This is a genomic window from Niallia sp. M35 (assembly GCF_050971705.1).
GTDB lineage: Bacteria > Bacillota > Bacilli > Bacillales > Cytobacillaceae > Niallia > Niallia circulans_A.
Genome location: NZ_JBPCEP010000004.1, coordinates 69320 through 91252, shown reverse-complemented (window position 1 = coordinate 91252; position 21933 = coordinate 69320). Strand labels below are relative to the sequence as shown.

Sequence of the window (21933 nt, the reverse complement as noted above, 5' to 3'; positions counted from 1 at the left end):
CCGCCTTCTTATTTTTTTCCTTTGGCATAATCTGCATCGAATAAAAACAGGCGCATCAATAATATTAGGGACGGAATTAACAGTAAAAGTCCTCCTATGAAGGCAATGATAAGCGCCATTGCCATGGATGGATTTGTGGCACTATCCTCAATATTGATGTATGGATAGAGCAAATAAGGATATTTAGCCATTCCGTATCCGAAAAAGGCAAAGAGAAACTGCAGCATAATGGCAATAAAAGCAATCCCATAATTCCTGCCTATATATAATAGACCGATCCCAATAATAAAAAAGCCCATTGATAAGCCAAATACCCACCATAAATCCAGCATATTTTCGTAGTTAACTTGGTTTCTCTGACTTAAAGCAATCATTGTTGTCAACGCCATAATAATGGTTGGCGTTGCCCAAAATAATGCCCATTTACGTACTAACTGAAGTGCAGCTAGATCTTTTGCCCTTGAGGCATAATAAGTAATAAAGCTTGCACTAATAAATAGAACAGATACAATCGCTAGCACAACAATACTCCAAGCTAGCGGACTAGTAAATAATTCGAAATACTTTAACGAAACTTGGCCATTATGTTCAGAAATATATCCTCCTTCTGATATCGTTAAAGCGACTGATAATGATGCTGGGATAAATAGTCCTGTCGCTCCATATAGAAACATATAAACATTACTTTGTTTAGAACCGTAATTTTCAAAAGCATAAAAGGAACCGCGAATAGCTAGCAAAACGATTGCAAAACTTGCAGGTACCAGCAATGCGGAGCCATAATAATAGGCTGAAGAAGGAAAGAAACCAACAATACCTACAAAAAAGAAAACTAAAAACACATTCGTTACTTCCCATACTGGTGATAGGTAACGTGAAATGATTTGATTAATGATATGGTCTTGCTTTGTAATCTTTGCATAATAAGCAAAAAATCCTGCGCCAAAGTCAATCGATGCTACAATTAGATAGCCATACAGAAATAACCATAGTACCGTAATCCCGATTACCTCATAACTCATTTTTCAATCCCCTCTTTCCATTCAGGGTAGTTCTTTTCTAACTCCAGTTCTGCTGGATTGTCTTTAAATAATTTTCGTAAGGTGATCGTAAATAGAGTGCCAAGGACTATATACAGTGCTAGAAATAGAAAAAACATCTGCAAAATATAAGGAGATGATGTAGCTGCCTCATCCACAGTCATATATCCTCTTACTATCCATGGCTGTCTTCCCAATTCTGCAAAAACCCATCCAAGTTCTACAGCTAACATGGCAAGCGGCCCACTAATAGCGATTAACCATAGCATTAATCTATTATGCTGGTTCCAGCGTTTAAACCTAGCTAATACAATATATAAGAACGAGATTCCTAAAAGGAAGAATCCAATGGATACCATCGAATCAAATAAATAGTGGATGACCAATGGCGGTCTTTCTCCTTCTGGGGTAGCTTCTAACCCTGTTACTTCGCTCGTAAAATCGCCATGTGCTAAAAAGCTTAAAAAGCCAGGTACTCGAATCGCTCCAACGACCTCATTCTCATCATTCAACCATCCAAATAGAAGGAGATCTGCATTCTCTTCTGATTCAAATAGCCATTCTGCTGCAGCTAGCTTTTCTGTCTGATGTTTGGCTAAATATTTGGCCGATACATCCCCTGCTAATGCAGTAATTACGGAAAAGATAAACATAGCGATAACCGTCATCTTTAGTGCTTTTTTATGATATTCTCGTGCACCTTTGTTTCGCAATAACGCAATAGCAGCAATCGTTGCTAGTATAGCTGCTACAGTCAAATAGGAACCTCCTAAGACGTGAAAAATTCTAGTCGGTGATGATGGGTTTAACATCGCTTTTAACGGATTAACCGCAACAAATTCTCCATCGACCATAGTAAATCCATTAGGCGAGTTCATAAAAGAATTTACTGTCGTTATAAAAACCGCAGACATCCCTGCACCAATTACAACTGGTAATGTTAATAGCCAGTGCGTATATTTCCCTTTAAAGCGATCCCATGTATATAAATAAATTCCTAAGAAAATCGCTTCAAAGAAAAATGCAAATACTTCCATAAATAGTGGCAGTGCTATGACATTACCTGCAAGCTGCATAAAGTTTGGCCATACTAAAGATAGCTGTAGAGCAATGGCTGTTCCCGTTACTACTCCAATCGCAACCGTTATCACAAATCCCCTCGACCATCTTTTGGCTAGCAATTCATAATGCTTATCCTTCTTTCTAATACCGATAAATTCAGCTATAGAAATAAACAATGGTACTCCAACCCCTAATGTAGCAAAGATAATGTGAAAGATAAGGGTCATTGCTGTAATCATCCTGCTAATGGTGACTGTATCAAACTCCATGTTTCTCCCTCCTGTTTTCCTTAGTGAAATATTGAGCAAGTTTAAGCTATATATTAATATTTTGGATTTTAATCATGGATACTATCTATACTTCTTTATTAATACCCTAATTATTAAGTACTTATGTACTTATCCAAAATATACGAATACTGATATTAACACTATGATTATAATGTTAACATAAGGAGGTGGAAGTAATATGTGTACACTTTTAGAAGGATTTTTTTTCCATCTTCACAGTGGCGTTTTTTACATAAAAAAGAACCAACTCCATTTTAGAATTGGTTCTTGCTGGCTTATTTATTTTTTCTACTTAAGATGATTAGCAAAATTAAATCTACTTGAACATTCAGCAGACAGTACATTTTTACACTGCTTCATTTCCATGAACTTTTTCATCCGGAATCAATAACAGACCTAATTCGTGGTGATCGCCCTCAAATAGAGCCCTTTGTACGAAACGAATTTCGCCATGACTATCAAAGACCTCCAATTTACAATGGGCAGAATTCTTCTGTAAAGCTTTATACAATTGAATTTTATCTTGAACGGGAATACTATTTACTTTCGAAATCATTTCTCCAATTCTAAGTCCCATTTTATCAGCAGGCGAATCTGGTACAATTCCTAAAATTACTACCCCATTATTTTTTCTAGAAAAATAAAAGGATCTGTTTTTTTCTTTATTTCTCTGTTTTGAGGTAATCCATTCACGACCGATAATTGCTACAAACACTAGACCAAGTGATGCAAGCGGGTATAAATAAGTTGCCGCTCCACCTACTATGACAAAAGAACCAAGGATAATTAGATTTCGCCCCACATTTCTAATAGCAACAATAGGATGCTCTCCTTGCACTTCTAGCTTTGCGCCAATCAAGAATGGAACGAAAATTAAAGAATAGGTTTGATTGGCAATAGTAAACATAGGCCACCATTCAAATGGAATTGTCAGTACGCCTGAAGGGATAAATAAAAACACCGGCATGAGCCATGCTCTTTCAAGTAAATGAACACCTATAACTTGGCCTCGTTTACTTTTCTTTAATCGCGGGGAAGTCCCTTTTACTCCGTTTCCACGAACAAATATTCCCTCGGAAATAATCAATAATCCTAATAAGATAATTGCCGTTGGAAAAATATACTCAGAAGGCTGAAGATTGCTTTTAGAAAACAAGAAATAATCCAAGCCAAGAAAAACAGACACACTACTTGCTATAATGCCTAGACCAGCCGTGTAAACAGGTGATAATATTCTTGTTTTTCCAATTAAAGCAAATATTATGGTGAAAATTCCTGTGAAAATAATAAATTCCATTGGAACTACTAAAACAAGACCAATTGAAAGAATAGAAACACATAGCCCTACAATTATCCCTCGTGGAAGTAATTGTCTCAGTTCAAAATAAGCATCCTGTGCTCTTACTGTGAAATTTCTTCTTTCTTTTTTCACTCTAGAAACCCCTAAAAAAGCGGCAAATAGAAATGATAAATAAAAAACAGGATTCAAAAATAATTTACCAAATCCTTTTAATAGTTCAAGCAGCCAATCTTGCCACATAAAAACTTCCTCCATCCTTACAATAAGCTTTCAATCTATTCATTCCTCGAAATAAAGGAATTTAATCTTTTTGATAGTATAAATCTATTATATTCTACTCATATGGTAATAGAAAGACTATGTGGAAGAAATATCTATCTTTTTATCTGCTTTTCTAATTATATACTAGTTTTTTATACTAAAAAAGCTAACAACCCATTACAGTCGTTAGCTTTTATTCATTAATGTTTAGTTTCTTGCCATGGAAGCTTTCACTTTAGCTACAACATTTTCCACCGAAAATCCATACTCTTGGAAAAGTTTATCCGCCGGAGCTGAAGCACCAAAATGATCAATGGTGATACATTCTCCTTTTGCTCCGACATATTCTCTCCAGCCAAGTGATGCACCAGCCTCGATAGCAACACGTGCTTGAACGCTTTCTGGCAGAATACTTTCTTTATATTCAGGAGATTGCTTTTCAAAAAGATCCCAGCTTGGCATACTTACCACATTTACAGAAATTCCTTCTTCTGCTAAAGCTGCTTGTGCATTGATTGCAAGGGATACTTCTGATCCTGTTGCCAGAATTAATGCCTGCGCTTCTCCTTGAGCTGGGGAAACAATGTATGCACCTTTTTTCACCCCTTCGTAGGCTTCTCCCTTCGTTAAGTCGAGAGTCGGCAGGTTCTGACGTGTCAATACTAGTGCTGTTGGTGTATCTGTACTTTCTAATGCCAGTTGCCATGCTGCTGCTGTTTCTTTGGCATCTGCTGGACGAATAATCGATAATCCTGGCATAGCGCGTAGGGAAGCCAATTGTTCAATTGGCTCATGTGTTGGACCATCTTCTCCGACAGCAATACTATCATGTGTGAATACATATGTTACTGGTAGTTTCATTAATGCTGCTAAGCGGATTGCTGGGCGTAAATAATCAGAGAATACGAAGAATGTTGCGCCAAATACTTTTACACCACCATGTAGTGCTAATCCGTTTAATGCAGCACCCATTGCAAATTCACGTACACCAAACCAGATATTTCTACCAGCATATCCATCGATAGCAAAGTTCTTTTCAGCAGTCATTAACGTCTTATTGGATCCTGCTAAATCAGCTGAGCCACCAAATAAAAATGGAAGTTCTTTCGCTGCTGCTTGAATCGTTTTCCCAGAAGATTCTCTTGTTGCCATCGATTCCCCTGCAGTAAATTCAGGTAGCTTTGCTTGCAAATCAGCTGGTAATTTCCCCTTGATTGCTGATTCTAATTGAGCAGCTAATTCCGGATAGGCTGCTTTATAATTTTCATAAAGTTCATTCCATGCTTTCTCTTTATCTGCGCCTGCTTGTGCTAATGCCGCATAATGCTCCGATACTTCTGCTGGAATATAGAATGCTTCTTCATATGCCCACCCATACGTTTGTTTTGCTAATTGTGTTTCAGAAGCTCCAAGCGGTGCACCATGTGATGCAGCTTTTCCGCCTTTATTTGGAGAACCATATCCAATTACGGTTTTCACTTCAATGAGAGAAGGAATATCTGATTGTTTCGCCTTTATAATAGCCTTATGAATTTCTTCTATATTATTCCCATCTTCCACACGAATAACTTCCCATCCATATGCTTCAAAACGTTTTTGAACACTTTCAGAGAACGAAAGATGCAAATCACCATCTAACGAGATATCATTGGAATCATATAATACTACTAATCTACCTAATTTTAAATGGCCTGCAAGAGATGCTGCTTCTGCCGATACTCCTTCCATTAAATCGCCATCACCGCAGATGCTGTACGTATAGTGATCTACTACTGGATAATTTTCTTTATTATAAGTTTCTGCCAAGTGTCTTTCTGCCATTGCCATTCCTACTGCCATCGCGATTCCTTGTCCCAATGGGCCAGTAGTTGCTTCCACACCTGGAGTATGGCCGAACTCTGGATGACCTGGCGTTTTACTTCCCCATTGACGAAAATTTTCCAAATCATCAACCGTTACATCATATTGAAATAAATGCAACAAGCTATAAAGAAGCATGGAACCATGTCCTGCTGATAAGACAAACCGATCACGGTTAAACCAATTAGGATTAGCCGGATTATGATTCATTTCCTTTGCCCATAATGTGTATGCCATTGGTGCTGCCCCCATTGGCATTCCTGGGTGACCAGAATTTGACTTTTCAATAGCATCAATGGATAATGTTCGAATTGTATTAACTGCTAGTTTTTCTACATTTGCAACAACTGTATTAGTCATACTATCATTCCTTCGTATTTTTTATTTAAATAAAGAACTCCCTCTTTTTTAACTGCTATTTCTCCTGTTGGACTATCATTTTTTATCCATAATGAAATGATTTCCGCTATTTCGTTTGCTAAAATTCGGTCAATTGTTGTTGGATTGGTTCCCATGCACAGAGCTTCATCAATTTCCGTGTATTTCCAATCCACATTTAAAGAGCGAATCAGGTTCTTCTCTACACTTGCTTTGTTTAAATGACTATAAACTAGTACAGAAGAAGTTTGAAGAGAATTAAAACTATTATCGATTTTATTGCATAAAAGCTCTACTTCTTCTAATTCATCCGTATTTGCTAAAAAATGACCATCTACCGCCATGGAAATATCTTGGAGCATATGATTCGATGGGAACCCGTTTATAGCAAAACCAAACAATCTTGGTTTATCATATTTTAGCGAATGAATGGTATCTTTTACCTTCAGAACCATTTGCGTGATACTATTAATTGCGGTGTCATAGCCTAAAGACCAATCTGAACCTTTGATATTATTATAAATAGAGACAGGAACATATAAGGAATGGATCGTTTCGCTCGCTGCAAATGTCTGCGTCCATCTTTCTTTTGCCTGTTCATCGCCAATAAAAATTATACTGTCCATCGGAGAACAGATTTCTTCCCATCTGATATTGTCTACTAATGGTGATGGCTTCAATACAGAATCACTTAAATAGGGAGAATCATTATTCACAATAAATTCAAGATAGTCCGCTTTCCCTGTTTCTTTATTCACTTCAATCCCATATAATTGATGAGTTGGAGTCCATTCATTAAACATTTTATGAATAATCTGCTTTACCCCTGCAGGCAGTAGCCCTGCAATAATGATGCCTATCTTCAAAATGGATGCCCCCCTGTTTACCGTTATTTATTTAGTCTTATAGATTTCTATTGATTAGCTGTTTTCCATCCTTTTATCTTTATAAGCTTTATCGATCTATCAACATAGGTATTTCTCTAATTCCCCAATAGCTCCGACTCTTCTTTCATGTCTTCCACTTAAAAATTCCGCCTGAAGCCATGTTTCTACTATTAACAAGGCCAAACCTTCTCCTGTCACTCTCTCTCCTAAACATAGGACATTACTATTATTATGTTCCCTAGTAGCTTTCGCGGAAAAAACATCTCCAACTACAGCTGCTCGTATACCATTTATTTTATTTGCCGCAATACTCATTCCGATACCAGTTCCACAACAAAGAATTCCTAAATCATTTTGCCCTCTAACAATCGATTCTCCCACTTTTTTGGCATAGTCTGGGAAATCTACACTTCCTCGACTGTGACAACCAAAATCTTCTACTTCTACTTCTTGTTCTAATAAATACTTCTTCACTGCTTCCTTGAGCAAAAATCCACCATGATCACATGCAATAGCTAACTTCATGCTCCTCATCCTTTCTATTAGTCAACTCTATTAATCGGATTCAGAATGGGAAAAGACGTATTATTTCCTTCCAGGAAGAACCAAATAATAGAATCATGAAACAATCAACTCTCATGCCCATTACATTCTGTTAGTTCCTTTTGGCATGTTCATTTTATCACATAAATCCTAGTTGACTGTATACGTTTTCATCCTCAATATTGTTTTACCTTTTGTGCCATCTAGTGATGGAAGATAATTTATAATAAAGTAAACAGATAAAAATACCCCACTTTTATGATGGAAGAGGAGTATTTTTTATCTGACAGCTGCTTAAGATTCAATTAAAACTTTTATCTCATCACCAGCCATTACTTTTTCAAAACCATTGCGCCATTCAGCAAGTGATACGATCTTTGTAATCATTTTATCTGTATCGATTTTTCCATCTTCAAGTAATTTCAGGGCAATATCCCAAGAACTAGGTTTTTGAGAACGACAGCCGATATAGTTAATTTCGCGTTGAATAATGGACTCTTGATCGATTTCATTTGCTTTCTTTGCAAATAATCCTACTTGAACAAATGTTCCTTTTTTCTTTGTTAGTGCAAGACCTTGGTTTACAGCTGGAACTGCTCCCGAACAATCAAATACTTTATCTGCACCATAGCCATCCGTATATTGGTAAACCATTTTGCTCAAATCTTCTTGTAAAAGATCAACGACAACATCTATTCCTAATTCCTTTGCAAGATCTAATCGCTTTCTATCTTTTGTAATGCCAGCCAATATAACGAAGGCGCCTTGTGCTTTTACTACTTGACTTAATAACAATCCAATGGGACCAGGACCAAATACTAAAACAGTATCGGTTTCTGCAATCGTTGTTTTTTCTAACGCGGCATGAACACAACAAGCTAATGGTTCTGTTAAAGCAGCTGCTTCTAAACTAACCTTTTCGTTTAAAACATGAACGCTCTCTTCCCTAGCAATCACATATTCTGCCATACTACCATTTACTTGTGTACCAAGACCTGTTCGATTTGGACAAAGATTATAGTCCTTTTCTTGACAATAGATACATTCTCCGCACGTTGTAAAGGTCGTTTCACTTGTTACTCGATCTCCGACTTTTACTCTTGTAACATCTTTGCCAACCTCCACTACTACACCAGAAAACTCATGTCCTAAGACAACAGGAGTATTTTTGCTATTGTATTCCCCTTTAAAGGTGTGAATATCAGATCCACAAATCCCTGTGTATGCAACTTTTATTTTTACTTTATCGTCATATGCAGAAGGCTCATCGATTTCGATTAGCTCCATTTCATCATAGCCGGATTTTAATTTTGTTACAGCTTTCATTTAATTCTCACTCCCATTTGGTAAAATTAACACTTTTCCATAGTTCTCTTCACGATTAATAATTAGATTAAAAGCCGCTTGAGTATCTTCTAAAGGAAATCGATGAGAAATTAAATCTTTCAACTTAATTTGTCCCTTTTGTAAAAAGGTAATGCTTTTTGTCCATTCTTCACCAGGGAAAGGAGCTGAATAGGAATTCCAAAATCCCTTTAAGGTTAACTCTCTTCTAAAAATATTTTCAAATGCTTTTTGTGATAAAGTTACATCAGAATATGCAATGCCTAAATATCCGATCTTTCCCTTCTTACGTGTAATCAATAAACATTGTTCTTGTGTAATTTTTGAACCTGCACATTCTAAAGCTATATCTACACCCAGGCCATTGGTATATTCATCTATTTTTTGATATAAGTCTTCTTTTTTTGCATTAATAGTTTTTTCACAGCCAAATGCTCTTGCTTCTGCTAACTTTTCATCGGAAATATCAATAGCTATTATTTCTTTAACCCCGGCTATTTTTAACCACTGAATAACGAGCATACCAATTGTTCCTGCACCAAAGACTGCGACTACATCACCTAAATGCGGCTTAATATTTAATACTCCATGTAAAGCAACTGCCAGTGGTTCAATCATTGCTGCCTCTTCAAAATCCATTTCGCCAATTGATAAAATATTCGTAGCAGGAACATTACAATACTCTGCAAATCCTCCATAAGATTGGGATCCTATCATTCCATGATTTTCACACAATGAAAATTGTCCCTTTAGACAATATTCACATTCGTTACAAGGTATAAAAGGAATGACAACAACTCTTTCACCAACTTTTACATTTGTAACCTTAGATCCAATTTCAGTAACAATTCCGGAAAATTCATGCCCCATTATTGCTGGTAATGGATATTTCCAAACACTTGTCATTTTATGTGTATCAGATCCGCAGATACCAGCCGCCATTACTTTGACCTTAACTTCTGTGGCTTTACATGATTCTAGCTCTATATCTTCATAAATAATTTTGTTTTCAGCGTGGAGAACTGCTGCTTTCATCGTTTAAACCTCCATTCCTTATTTTCATTTCATAATAAAAGCAGACGCACCAGCATAATTGCTTAAATCATCTGCTTTTATTCATTAAGTTCTAGTTATTTTCCAAATAAAAAGGCAACCGCTTCAGAGAATTTTAAGATTAACCAGTTAAATAAGTTACCTCCTAGATCTAAGCTAGAAATTTGGGTAGCACCCTCAGGTAAAGTAAATTGCGCACCAGAAATCATCTGAGTATGAACCTCCGCAAAATTAGTAGCCATATATAGTGATAACGCTACCATTACGATTCCAGCTAAAACAGAGTGAATGATATTTCCTTTACGAGATCCTACAACAAACGCAATATAAAATGGAATTGTCGCTAAATCACCAAATGGCAACACTTTATTACCTGGTAAGATTACAGCTAAAAATAATGTAATTGGAACTAAAATAAGTGCAGTTGCCATAACTGATGGATGTCCTACAGATACTGCTGCATCCAATCCTATATAAATCTCTCTATCGCCATATCTCTTTTGTAAAAATGACCGTGCTGACTCTGAAATAGGGATTAAGCCTTCCATTAAGATCTTAACCATACGCGGCATTAATAACATTACTGCTCCCATTGAAATACCTGTTTGTAATATTTTTCCGATATCATAACCAGCAAGTAATCCAATAAGTGCACCGAGGATTATGCCCATCATCATTGGTTCACCAAAAATTCCAAAACGCTTTTGAATAGTTTCAGGGTCTGCATTTAATTTATTTATTCCTGGAATTTTTGCGATAGCCCAGCCTACTAATATACCAATTGGTCCGAATGCCGCTGTAGAACCAGTTGGTAATGAAATTCCATCAAGCCCATAAAATTTTTGAACCATAGGAGCCGTTTTATCAGCAACAAACAGAACAGCATATTGATAAATAATTGCACATAAAATTGCAAACCACCAACTATCTGTTACAATATAGCCAGTTGCACCAGCTGCAATAAAGTGCCAGTAATTCCAAATATCAATATCCAAAGTTTTTGTCATCTTTGTTAATAAGAAAAAGATATTTGCAAATAAACAAATCGGAATTAAAATTGCTGCAACAGGTGATGCCCAAGATAGAGCTGCTGCTGAGGGCCATCCTGTATCAATTACTGTTAGATTCAATCCAAAACGCTCAACCATCTGCTGTGCAGCTGGGCCTAGAGTACTAACAAGCAAATCAATAACTAAGTTAATCCCAACAAATCCAATCCCAATAGTTATTCCCGCTTTTAATGCCTTTTTAAAGCCTGTCTTAAATGCAAGACCCAATAGAATAATAGCAATAGGTAAAATTACAGTTGGTCCAAGATTTAATACATACTGAACGCCATCTAATAGCTTTTGCATATTTTTCCCTCTTCTCTTTTGTTATATATTAGATTTAATTTCTGTTAATTGTTATATAACAATTAACAGAAATTTCACCCAAATTCACTTAACTTCTTATTTCAAATGATCGAGAATTTTTTTATCTAAACTTTCCATTCCAATTCCAGTGATATAAGCCGTAGCTATAATTGCTGGTATCTGATAAGTTGTAGGAAGAATAGTAGTTGAAACGATAACATCTGCCTCACTTTGTTTTGAAGCTACTTCTGCTATTTTACATTGAATAACTTCCGCATTAATATTGTTATCCTTCACCAAATTCTCCACTCGATTACAAACTACAGTTGAAGTTGCGATACCTGCTCCACATGCTACTAAAATTTTATATTTTTTCATTTTTAAAATCCCCTTCCATTCTTTTAACGTATTTAGATTGTTTTGCTTGTTCTTTCAAAATAACTTAGAATCTCTTTATCTAGTTTTTCTATACCTAACCCACTAATATAAGCAGTAGCACTGATTGCTGGGACTTTATATTTTGTAGGCAATATAGTAGTTGATATGATTAAAAATGCATCATCTTGTAAACTTGCCACTTCTGCTATTTTACATTGAACAAGCTCTACCTTTAGATTTTCTCGTCTAAATAATTCTTCTAAATGATCTAAAACAACTGTTGATGTAGCAATCCCTGCACCACATGCCACAAGTACTATTGGCTTGTTCAATCTAATCACCACCTTTCATGAAATTTTAATGCTTTCAAATAATAATGTTATATCTGATTTATCCTTTGCATGAATAAGCTTTTCAAGATGCTCTTCTACTTGGATAACCTGCATTAACTCCTGTAGAACCTCAATTTGGCTATGTGGTTGATTTAAGCCAAGCATTAATACAGCTTGCACCTCCGTTGTTTTTGTATTATCTTCCATTAAATGAAAGGATACTGGTTTTTCTAAAACAGAAACGGCGATAAATTGCTCCACTACATGTTCCGGATCTGTATGAGGGATAGCGATACTATAATTATTGACACTGAGCCCTGTTGGGAAGATCGATTCTCTCTCTTTAATTTTCGGTAGAAAGGTTTCTTTTACAAAGCCTTGCTCATATGCCTTTTCGAACATTGCATGGAAAAGCTCATCTTGATTTTCTACCTTTAATCCGATGTTTATTAAACTTTCTTTAATAAATGAAGCAACTGCCATTTTAAACTCCTCCACTTTCACTTAACTTTAAGAATATTTTTTAATGATTTCATATAGTTGATTGGAATCATTACTGTTTTTTAAATTGCTGATATCTTCTTCATTTTTTGATAACTTCATCAGCTGTCTTAATGCATAAAGATGTTTATGCTTATCTGTAGATGCCAATACCACAATAAAATGGACGCAAACGTTATCATTAAATGGAATACCTTCTTCTATTTTTAATAAGCTCATGCCGACATTATTTACACCATCTTCTGGTCCTGCATGAGGTATGGCTATTACGTTTCTTAGTAAGATATGCTGTACCATTGTAGGATACTGTTTCACCATTTCTGCAATATAATTTTCTGTGATGCTGCCATTTTTCAGCAGCTTTTCTGCTGCAAGTTGGATTCCTTGCTGCCAACCTTCTATTCTTTTCACCACGGTAATCATTTTTGGTGCTAAGAGAGAGGAAAGGGATAAATCTGTCTTCGCCATTGGTTCTTGTGAATCATTAGCTGGTGTAATGGAGAAATGTTCTTGTAACGTACTGCGCAAAGACTCTTTATCTTTTATAGAAGCATATTTCTCAATTTTCCCCATTAATTGTTCAATGTTGATCACACTAGTATTTAAGTCAAATATTTCTCTTAATACTCTTTGTCTAAGCTGAACTTTTTCAAAATCTGTTAATATGCGATTAATGACAAATTGCTTTGTATCCGTTTGCAAAGGCACTGGTGAAAAAATAATATCCACTTGGTAATTAAGTTGTTGAAATTCCCGAATAGATAAAGCATGATAAAAGTAAAATTCAGGGAATAACTCACGTAATGTGCTTTCCATTAGGCGTGATATCGATACACCATTTGGACAAACAACGACCGCTTTCTTCTTCTTCTGAATTGTTTCTCCTGAGCTGATTAAATGTCCGCCAATGAAGATGGTGATGAACATTAGTTCACTTTCTGGTATGGGACAGCCGATATATTCTTCTACTGGAGAAATCGAATCCTTTACAATAAAATGAATTGTTTCAAATTCTTCGCTTACTTTTTCCATCATCGTGTAATTCGTCGTTAGATTATATTTCATTCGATAATAAGCAGGCTTCATATGAAGAACTAATCTTTCAAGTAATGCCGCTTTATCCTTGAAGGCTATACACGCTTTATATTCAAAAGTATGAAGAAATTGTTCCAAGGTCCTCGTCAGCTCTGGGATTTGGTGATCAGCTAAAAACTGTGCAGATAATATTTTGGATGTAAGCAGCTGCAAGGTCAAAAACAGATGCTCTTCTTTCGGAATAGCTTTCATATCTTTAATCAAGATTTCTGCAGCAATAAATTCTTTCGTATCGGACAAGGAGCGATAATCAATATGGTAAAAATCTTGAATTACTTTCCCTTGTTGAATACGCTTTAGTATGACTGCTAAAATATATGGCAAAAGATTAATTCGTTCATCAATAAACTGAAGGTGTAAACTGCTTTCGACTTCTGCAAGCCTTTCTTTAATCGTTGTCAGATTGTCTTTTGATATATCAATAAACTTTTGAATATAAACTTCTCCATTATAAATCGATAAGATATTTTCCAATACTTCCACTAATAATTTTCGGACATCCCATTCCTTTCCTTTTAATTCATATCCTTTCATTCTTGAATAACTAACTTCAAGCTCGTATGGTTCAATCATTTGCTGAACATTTTTCATATCACGAAGGACCGTGTTTTTACTTACACCTAAGGCGGTAGTAAAATGCAGTAAGGAAAGCTCTTCATTGCTACTGATAATATACAATAGAATAAATTGAGCTCTTTCCGTTTCAGATGGAATATAATGTTTATCCACTTGTTCGTCTGTCTTTTCAGCGAATAATTCCATAATGACTGGGCTAATAATGAATTTTCCGCCATTTGTTCTTTTGATAGCTGGATAATTATTCGATTCAAGCCAATCATTAATCTTCTGAAAACTGTAACTAACTTGCCTTCTAGATAACTGAAATTTTTTCTCTAGCTTTATGTTAGAAGTATCGGGATTACTCAATACTTCCTTTAATAAGATATTACTTCTTTCGTCAAGATACATTATCTATCACCTCTTAACTTGATTTCATTGTAGCATGTAAAAACAAGATATTGTATCCGTTTTCATTTCCATTACTAGTTTGTGAATTGTGTCACTAAGTGATTAACTTGCACAAATCCCCTTCTTTTCTCCTTCTATCATAAATACAAACTTGTTGCCAAGATTAATCTGATTATGTATATACAGCATGAAGCATATTTCTCTATTGTGACTGTACTTAACTACTTTTGCTACTTAAACTAATGATAAAGTTGACATCGATTCCTAAGACAAGATTTAACAATTTTATTTTTTCATTGGCGCCTACTTCTTTTTCTTTGTACAAAAAAGAAGCTAATAACCATCTCACATGGTTATTAGCTTCTGTCCTTTTCACCTAGAAACTTGCGGATATTATTTTGCTTTTGCAATAGATGATTTTACTTTTGCCACAACATTCTCAACAGTAAATCCATACTCTTGGAATAATTTATCTGCTGGAGCAGATGCACCGAAATGATCAATTGTAATGTGCTCCCCTTTAGAACCGATGTATTCTCTCCAGCCTAGAGATGCACCAGCCTCGATTGCAACACGTGCTTGAACACTTTCTGGCAAAACACTTTCTTTATATTCAAGAGATTGTTTTTCAAAACGATCCCAGCTTGGCATACTTACTACATTTACAGAAATTCCTTCTTCTGCTAAAGCCGCTTGTGCCTTGATTGCAAGAGATACTTCTGAACCAGATGCTAAGATTAATGCCTGAGCAGCTTCTTTACCAGCTACAACTGTATAAGCACCTTTTTTCACGCCTTCGTATGCTTCTGCTTTTGTTAAATCTAATGTTGGTAAGTTTTGACGAGTCAACACTAGTGCTGTTGGAGTATCTGTGCTTTCAATTGCCAGTTGCCATGCAGCTGCTGTTTCTTTTGCATCTGCTGGACGAATGATAGAAAGCCCTGGCATTGCACGTAAGGAAGCAAGTTGTTCAACAGGCTCATGTGTTGGACCATCTTCTCCGACAGCAATACTATCATGTGTAAATACATATGTTACTGGTAATTTCATTAATGCTGCTAAGCGGATTGCTGGGCGTAAATAATCAGAGAACACGAAGAATGTTGCGCCAAATACTTTTACTCCACCATGCAGTGCTAATCCGTTTAATGCCGCACCCATTGCAAATTCACGTACACCAAACCAGATATTTCTGCCGGCATATCCATCAATGGCAAAGTTTTTCTCACTAGTCATTAATGTTTTGTTCGAACCAGCAAGGTCTGCAGAACCACCGAAGAAAGCAGGAACCGCACTAGCAATTGCTTGAATTGTTTTCCCAGAAGAATCTCTTGTCGCCATAGAATCTCCAGCATTAAATTCTGGTAATTTTTCTTGTAAATCAGCAGGTAGTTCTCCTTTAATAGCTGTTTCTAATTGAGTAGCTAATTCTGGATATGCTGCTTTATAATTTTCATAAAGCTCATTCCAAGCTTTCTCTTTTTCTGCACCTTCTTGTGCTAGTGCCGCATAATGCTCCGATACTTCTGCTGGAACGTGGAATGCTTCTTCATATGCCCAACCATATGTTTGTTTTGCTAATTGTGTTTCAGAAGCTCCAAGTGGTGCACCATGTGATGCAGATTTTCCGCCTTTATTCGGAGAACCATAGCCAATAACTGTTTTCACTTCAATTAATGTCGGTACATCTGATTTTTTCGCTTGAGCAATTGCCGCTTGAATTTCAGCTAAGTCATTGCCATCTTCTACACGAATAACTTCCCATCCATATGCTTCAAAGCGCTTTTGAACACTTTCAGAGAAAGAGAGATTTAAATCACCATCTAAAGAAATATCATTGGAATCATATAATACTACTAGTCTTCCTAATTTTAAATGACCTGCAAGAGACGCTGCTTCTGCAGATACGCCTTCCATTAAATCACCATCACCGCAGATGCTGTACGTATAATGGTCAACAACTGGATAATTTTCTTTATTATAGGTTTCTGCAAGATGTCTTTCTGCCATTGCCATCCCAACAGCCATCGCAATACCTTGTCCTAATGGACCAGTAGTAGCTTCCACACCTGGTGTGTGTCCAAATTCTGGATGTCCTGGAGTTTTGCTTCCCCATTGACGGAAGTTCTTTAAGTCATCTACAGTAACACCGTAATTGAAAAGGTGCAGCAAGCTATATAGAAGCATAGAACCATGTCCAGCTGATAAAACGAAACGGTCACGGTTGAACCAGTTAGGATTAGCCGGATTATGATTCATTTCCTTAGCCCATAATGTATAAGCCATTGGCGCTGCCCCCATTGGCATTCCTGGGTGACCAGAATTAGATTTTTCAATTGCATCAATGGATAAAGTACGGATTGTGTTAATAGCTAATTGTTCGATATCTGTTTTTACTTGATTACTCATTTTCCTCATCCTTTTTTGATTTATTTAATGCTAGCCAAAATTAAAAAGAGTTTATTTCTTTTGGCTTAGCGTTTATTTAAATTGAATTCCATCCTTTTGAACAGTGAGTTCACCTGTTAAGCAATTATTCTTTATCCATCGCAAGACTTCATCCGCAAGTTCATTTGCTAGGATTCGATCGATGGCTGTTGGGTTTACTCCCATACATAATGCTTCGTCAATTTCTGTATATTTCCAATCTACCTCTAGCTTACTAATAACTGAATTTTCGATTACCTCTTGTAAAGCTTGGCTATATATTAGAACATTAGATGTTTTTGTATATGTATAGCTTTTCTTTATCGCATCACATAAAGTGGTAATTTCCTCTTCCTCGTAATCTACTGCTAAATAGTTACCATCCACCGCAAGAGAGATATCCTGCAGCATATTAGTCGATGGGTTACCCTCTATCGAAAAACCAAATAATCTTGGCTTATCATATTTAAGAGAATGAATGGTATCTTGAACCTTTAACACATTCTGAGTAATACTGTTCAGTGCGGTATCATATCCTAGAGTCCAATCATTTCCTTTAATATTATTGTAGACGGAAACTGGGACAAATAATGTACGTAGCGCTTCTTTATCAGCTATAGAAGTTTGCCATATTTCTTTTGCCTGCGCATCCCCCAATACAACAGTCATATCCATTGGAGCAAATGTTTGTTCCCATAGATTATTTACTGGTGCAGCGCTTACCTTTAAGATAGTATGGCTTAAGTATGGTGAATCACTCACTTCTTTTATCTCTGTATAATTGACTTCACCGGACTTTCTATCTATTTCCATTCCAAATAGTTGATGCTTAGAAGATAACTCTTCATATAAGCGATGAAGAATTTGCTTTACTCCCGAAGGCAAACAACCTAAGACAATTACACCAACCTTCAACACCTTACCCCCTAACCTTTACAAGCTATTAAGTAACTAATAATATACAGAAAAATGTACATACTTATTGAAGAAAAAGGACCAATTTCCCTTTTCTTCTCCGTGATATATTTTTCCAAACTCATTATAGCATACAACTTACCAAGAATAAACCATACATATTTAGTATAACCTATTAATAGTACGTACAAGTTATAATATGTTTCATTTAACAAATCCGAGGTTAATTTGTCCTACTATTAACAATAATATGATTCTAATTCTTTAATTCCACTGATACGCTTTTCATGTCTGCCGCCTAAAAATTCTGCATTTAACCAAGTATCTACTATTAAACACGCTAATCCTTCCCCAGTCACTCTTTCTCCTAAACAAAGAATATTGCTATCATTATGCTCTCTTGTTGCCTTTGCTGAGAAGACATCACCAACAACCGCTGCACGAATTCCAGTGATTTTATTGGCAGCAATACTCATGCCTATTCCTGTTCCACAGCATAAAATACCTAGTTGGTTTTCACCATTCACAATCGATGCACCAACACTTTTTGCATAACCTGGAAAATCCACACTTTCTCTACTATGACAGCCAAAATCTTCTACTTCCATCCCCGCATTATGAAGATGGGCTTTTACTGCTTCCTTTAACTGATATCCACCATGATCACTGGCTATTGCAATTTTCATAAACTCATCCTTTCTAGATAAGATGGTTCTATTTCAGATGTATTCTAACATAAAAACTATTATTTGTATTCGGTTGCATGTGAAAACTTTATTAATTTTCAACCACAAACAAATGGGAATAAGATCTATACCTAAACAATTCCCAGACCATATAGAAATTTGTGTGATAACATACTTTAGTCCAACCCAATGTATTTAGTAATATTTAAAAACAAACAAAGAACGATGAATTTTAAAATTCTCTCGTTCTTTGTTTGGATGTTTTCTTGTGAACTAAATATATTAGTTTACAAGAAAGCATTACAATTATTTATTCATAGGATAGCTGAACTAAGAATGTCTTGTTCTTTTGTGAATAAAATAAAACCAAATTAATTGGACTATAAGGATAAATACAAATGGAACGGCCAAAATTATAAATGTAATAATTCTGATTTCAGGAGTTTGCACAGCCCCTGATCCATCTATTTGCCTTGTTGCGATGATAATCGATAGTATTGAAAAAACGACTACCCAAAAAACATTTGCAATCCACCAGAGTTTCACCTTTTTTCTCCTTCCTTCATTACTAATTTCTGCACAACTTGTATTACGGTAATTCAAGAGAAAAGGTTACATTTTTTTGATTTCCACCCTAATTTTAGAATATAAGTAATTGATATAATGACTTATTAACTGTTATTATTACTAATTTGGCTGCGAACTTATTTGTATGCTTATTCAGATGTTTTCAAAAGTGGCTGGACAAAACAAAATATATAATGAATAAGACGAACAATCTCTAATTTAATGGTGAAACCAATTCGTTCCATTTCACTCCGTTTTTAAAGATTATTTAGTTTTTCAGCAAACTAAAATTACTAGAAAAAAACAGAGCAGCCTGAATACACATAGACTCCTACGGGAGCTGCGAGAAAGTCCAAAGACCCGCAGGAACGTAGTGACGAGGAGGCTTGGCGCTCGCCTCAAGGAAAGCGAAGTGTATTCAGGCTGCGGGTGATTACCACAAACCTTCTTTCTTAAATTTAATTAACCCCGAACAATTATACGAATTTTTTTAGTGTGTACGTATAATTGTTCGGGGCTATATTTGATTGAAATACTTATGTCCCACCCTTTCGTACTACTTTTATTTGTTTCTTTTCCGAAACGGGATTAATGCTCCATTAAAAATCGAAATTATCTGGATCAGGACCAACTCGTTGATCCAAATTTAAGGCATCAATTTGTGCCATTTCTTCTTTTGATAACGTGAAATCAAAAACATTTCCATTTTCGATGATACGGTGCTCTTTAACGGATTTAGGAATCGTAATAATTCCATTTTGCAAGTCCCAACGAATAATTACTTGTGCAACAGATTTCTGATGTTTTGCAGCTATTTCCACTAATTCCGGCTGATCGAATAATTGTCCTTGCATTAATGGAGACCATGCTTCCACCTGTATGCCTTGCTCTTGGCAATACGCTATTAATTCTTTTTGTGTAAGTCTTGGATGCAATTCAATTTGATTAATCATTGGTTTCATTTCCGCATCTTTCATCAGGTCTTCTAAATGATGGATTTGAAAATTACTTACTCCAATTGCTTTTACCCTGCCTTGTTTATATAGTGTTTCTAACGCTTTCCATGCGTCTTTATATTTTCCTTCTTTTGGCCAGTGAATAAGATATAAATCTAAATAATCGAGTCCGAGCTTTTCTAAGCTTACTTCATATGCCTTTATTGTTTCTTCATATCCTAAATCATCTGTCCATACTTTTGAGGTAATAAACAAATCATCTCTTGTAATGCCTGCTTCTTTCATACCCCTCTTTATGCCTTCGCCAACCCCTGCTTCATTAGCATAAATAGCCGCTGTATCAATACTACGGTAGCCATTCTTAATTGCAGAGCTTACAGCATCCACAAGCACTTGCCCTTCCTCCACTTTAAATACTCCTAATCCTAGCCAAGGCATTTTGATTCCGTTTGTTAGTTGAATTGTATCTTGTAAGTTTTTCATCGTGTTATTACTCCTTTTTGCAATGAATTTTTTTCTAAAATTAAACTGAAACCAGTCAGGATAATAGCGGCAATAACCATAATTCCGCCTACCCATGAAGTATGGATAAGCCCCAATGAATTGGTCACTATTCCTCCCAAGTAAGAACCGATTGCTATTCCTGCGTTAAAAGCTGCAATATTAACAGCAGAGGCTACATCTACTGCACTTGGTACATAGCGTTCTGCTAGCATTACTACATAAACCTGCAGCCCTGGAACATTCATGAATGCTAATAAGCCCATGAAAAGAATACTTATTAAGCCAATTACCTTAAATGGAAGGGTAAAGGACAAAACAAATAGGATAATAGCTTGGATAATAAACATAAAAAATAATGCCCGAAGCGGGTTTTTGTTGGATAGCTTGCCGCCAATCATATTACCTATGGCAATTGCTACACCATACAATAGTAAAATCCCAGCAACTGTATTTTGCTGAAAGCCAGTTACTTCATGCAGTAATGGAGAAAGATACGTGAAAACCACAAATGTTCCTCCATAGCCTAATGCTGTAATTAAAAAAAGCATTAATAGTCGTGGATTTGTAACTAACTGCAACTGATCTTTAAAGGTTGCTCGGCCTCCTTTAGATAAGTTACTTGGCACAAGCAAACTATTGGCGATAAACGCTATGATTCCAATAATAACAATGGTGATAAATGCTAATCTCCAGCCAAAGTGCTGACCGATAAATGTCCCAAAGGGAACTCCTGTTACAGTGGCAACCGTTAATCCGGAGAACATGATAGAGATAGCACTTGCTCTTTTTTCTTTCGCTACTAAATCTGCTGCTATCGTGGAACCAATCGACATAAATATACCGTGAGCAAAAGCTGATACAATACGTGCAATCAGTAAAATAGTGATATTTGGAGCAATTGCAGCCATACTATTACCAATAATAAAAACAATCATGATCCACAATAATAAAGATTTTCGTGAAATATTAGAGGTAATGGCTGTCAAAACCGGAGCTCCGAATGTGACGCCCAGTGCATAAATAGAAACAGTTAATCCTGCTGTTGTAATCCCTACCCGAAAGTCATCGGCAATCAAAGGTAATAATCCAACGCTTATGAATTCAGTAGTACCAATAGCAAAAGCACTAACAGCCAAGGCTATTAACGCAAAAGTATTCATATTTTGCTTCAACTTCCTTTTCCTCCTCTTACATATATCGCTAACCACTAGTGGTATTTTTTGTAGTTTT

The 21933-nt window shown here is 36.0% G+C and carries 19 protein-coding genes; all 19 read right to left on the bottom strand.

The genetic code is table 11. The annotated features are described in order from the left end of the window. Positions 1-8: 8 nt before the first annotated feature. The 19 genes from NiCM35_RS06145 to NiCM35_RS06055 all read right to left on the bottom strand — a co-directional run bounded on the left by NiCM35_RS06145 (position 9) and on the right by NiCM35_RS06055 (position 21863). Positions 9-1022, bottom strand: a complete 1014-nt coding sequence (locus NiCM35_RS06145) for a cytochrome d ubiquinol oxidase subunit II (protein WP_433778949.1) — start codon at positions 1020-1022, stop codon at positions 9-11. Then, on the bottom strand, positions 1019-2371 hold the full coding sequence (locus NiCM35_RS06140; RefSeq protein WP_095330327.1) for a cytochrome ubiquinol oxidase subunit I: 1353 nt from the start codon (positions 2369-2371) through the stop codon (positions 1019-1021). Before NiCM35_RS06140 ends, NiCM35_RS06145 begins: the two co-directional genes overlap by 4 nt. A gap of 367 nt (positions 2372-2738) precedes the next feature. Then, positions 2739-3932, bottom strand: a complete 1194-nt coding sequence (locus tag NiCM35_RS06135; RefSeq protein ID WP_095330326.1) for a PDZ domain-containing protein — start codon at positions 3930-3932, stop codon at positions 2739-2741. A 228-nt stretch (positions 3933-4160) separates the two neighbouring features. Then, positions 4161-6173 carry a transketolase gene (gene tkt / locus NiCM35_RS06130; protein ID WP_163187415.1) on the bottom strand — a complete coding sequence of 671 codons (2013 nt, stop codon included), beginning with the start codon at positions 6171-6173 and terminating at the stop codon, positions 4161-4163. Continuing rightward, complete coding sequence (locus NiCM35_RS06125; protein WP_433778945.1) at positions 6170-7057, bottom strand: 6-phosphofructokinase; 888 nt, start codon at positions 7055-7057, stop codon at positions 6170-6172. The genes tkt (NiCM35_RS06130) and NiCM35_RS06125 overlap by 4 nt, the downstream gene beginning before the upstream one ends. Before the next feature lie 99 nt (positions 7058-7156). After that, positions 7157-7603, bottom strand: coding sequence for a ribose 5-phosphate isomerase B (rpiB, locus tag NiCM35_RS06120; RefSeq protein ID WP_095330323.1), 447 nt, complete (start codon positions 7601-7603; stop codon positions 7157-7159). A 312-nt stretch (positions 7604-7915) separates the two neighbouring features. Further along, complete coding sequence (locus NiCM35_RS06115; protein ID WP_095330322.1) at positions 7916-8947, bottom strand: zinc-binding dehydrogenase; 1032 nt, start codon at positions 8945-8947, stop codon at positions 7916-7918. Beyond that, the gene (locus NiCM35_RS06110) at positions 8948-10000 is read right to left on the bottom strand and encodes a galactitol-1-phosphate 5-dehydrogenase (RefSeq protein WP_123258221.1); all 1053 of its coding nucleotides are present in this window, start codon (positions 9998-10000) and stop codon (positions 8948-8950) included. Between the two features lie 95 nt (positions 10001-10095). Further along, positions 10096-11373, bottom strand: coding sequence for a PTS galactitol transporter subunit IIC (locus NiCM35_RS06105; protein WP_047943924.1), 1278 nt, complete (start codon positions 11371-11373; stop codon positions 10096-10098). Between the two features lie 96 nt (positions 11374-11469). Further along, a complete protein-coding gene (locus NiCM35_RS06100; RefSeq protein ID WP_123260593.1) occupies positions 11470-11751 on the bottom strand; it encodes a PTS sugar transporter subunit IIB in 282 nt (93 codons plus the stop codon). 32 nt (positions 11752-11783) lie between these two features. Continuing rightward, a complete protein-coding gene (locus tag NiCM35_RS06095; RefSeq protein ID WP_123258222.1) occupies positions 11784-12083 on the bottom strand; it encodes a PTS sugar transporter subunit IIB in 300 nt (99 codons plus the stop codon). 15 nt (positions 12084-12098) lie between these two features. Then, positions 12099-12566, bottom strand: a complete 468-nt coding sequence (locus NiCM35_RS06090) for a PTS sugar transporter subunit IIA (protein WP_095330317.1) — start codon at positions 12564-12566, stop codon at positions 12099-12101. A gap of 27 nt (positions 12567-12593) precedes the next feature. Continuing rightward, positions 12594-14648 (bottom strand): BglG family transcription antiterminator, encoded by a 2055-nt coding sequence (locus NiCM35_RS06085; protein WP_433778941.1) that lies wholly within the window; start codon positions 14646-14648, stop codon positions 12594-12596. A 393-nt stretch (positions 14649-15041) separates the two neighbouring features. Next, on the bottom strand, positions 15042-17057 hold the full coding sequence (gene tkt / locus NiCM35_RS06080; RefSeq protein WP_433778939.1) for a transketolase: 2016 nt from the start codon (positions 17055-17057) through the stop codon (positions 15042-15044). Positions 17058-17129: 72 nt separating this feature from the next. Further along, complete coding sequence (locus NiCM35_RS06075) at positions 17130-17993, bottom strand: 6-phosphofructokinase (protein WP_235850276.1); 864 nt, start codon at positions 17991-17993, stop codon at positions 17130-17132. Between the two features lie 236 nt (positions 17994-18229). After that, entirely contained in the window at positions 18230-18676 is a 447-nt protein-coding gene (rpiB, locus tag NiCM35_RS06070) for a ribose 5-phosphate isomerase B (RefSeq protein ID WP_433778937.1), read from the bottom strand. Positions 18677-19006: 330 nt separating this feature from the next. Further along, positions 19007-19222, bottom strand: coding sequence for a DUF3923 family protein (locus tag NiCM35_RS06065; RefSeq protein ID WP_095330312.1), 216 nt, complete (start codon positions 19220-19222; stop codon positions 19007-19009). Positions 19223-19842: 620 nt separating this feature from the next. Then, positions 19843-20682: an aldo/keto reductase gene (locus NiCM35_RS06060; protein ID WP_123258223.1), complete on the bottom strand. Its 840-nt coding sequence runs from the start codon at positions 20680-20682 to the stop codon at positions 19843-19845. Then, positions 20679-21863, bottom strand: coding sequence for an MFS transporter (locus tag NiCM35_RS06055; RefSeq protein WP_095330381.1), 1185 nt, complete (start codon positions 21861-21863; stop codon positions 20679-20681). Before NiCM35_RS06055 ends, NiCM35_RS06060 begins: the two co-directional genes overlap by 4 nt. Between the last annotated feature and the right edge of the window lie 70 nt (positions 21864-21933).